The organism is Natranaerobius trueperi, assembly GCF_002216005.1.
GTDB classification, from domain to species: Bacteria; Bacillota; Natranaerobiia; order Natranaerobiales; family Natranaerobiaceae; genus Natranaerobius_A; species Natranaerobius_A trueperi.
The window spans coordinates 1-505 of record NZ_NIQC01000091.1 but is presented as its reverse complement, the minus strand read 5'-3'; the positions used below and the strand labels follow the sequence as shown (position 1 = coordinate 505).

Annotated in this window: 1 rRNA gene; it reads left to right on the top strand. The window is 37.2% G+C overall.

What is annotated here, in order from left to right:
- Positions 1–15: 15 nt before the first annotated feature.
- Positions 16–132 (top strand): 5S ribosomal RNA (gene rrf / locus CDO51_RS13200).
- Positions 133–505: the final 373 nt, after the last annotated feature.

Sequence of the window (505 nt, the reverse complement as noted above, 5' to 3'; positions counted from 1 at the left end):
ATATTTGATTTCTAGCCCGGTGAAAATAGCGGAGGGGATACACCTGTTACCATGCCGAACACAGCAGTTAAGCCCTCCTGCGCCTATGGTACTGGGAGCGAAAGCTCCTGGGAGAGTAGGTCTTCGCCGGGCTTTTTTATTTTAAAAATAATTAATCTGTTATTATAGGGATATAATAAACTCAAATAAAATTGTTGACTAATTTAAAGTTCTGTGATACTATATAATATGTCGCTTTGAGAGAGCGATATTGAAAGGGCAAGAAAAAGTAAGTAAAAGTGAGCAAGACAAAGGTATTCGAAAGAAATTTAAAATTACTACTTGACTCACAAGTGAAATCATGATATTATAATATAGCTGCTAGAGAGAGCAGTTAAATTGTTCTTTGAAAACTGAACAGGATGCAAGCGTTAAGTTTTGAATAAATAAGCCAGATCGGCTTTTCTAATTAAATTTAATTAGGAGGGTTTGATCCTGGCTCAGGACGAACGCTGGCGGCGTGCTT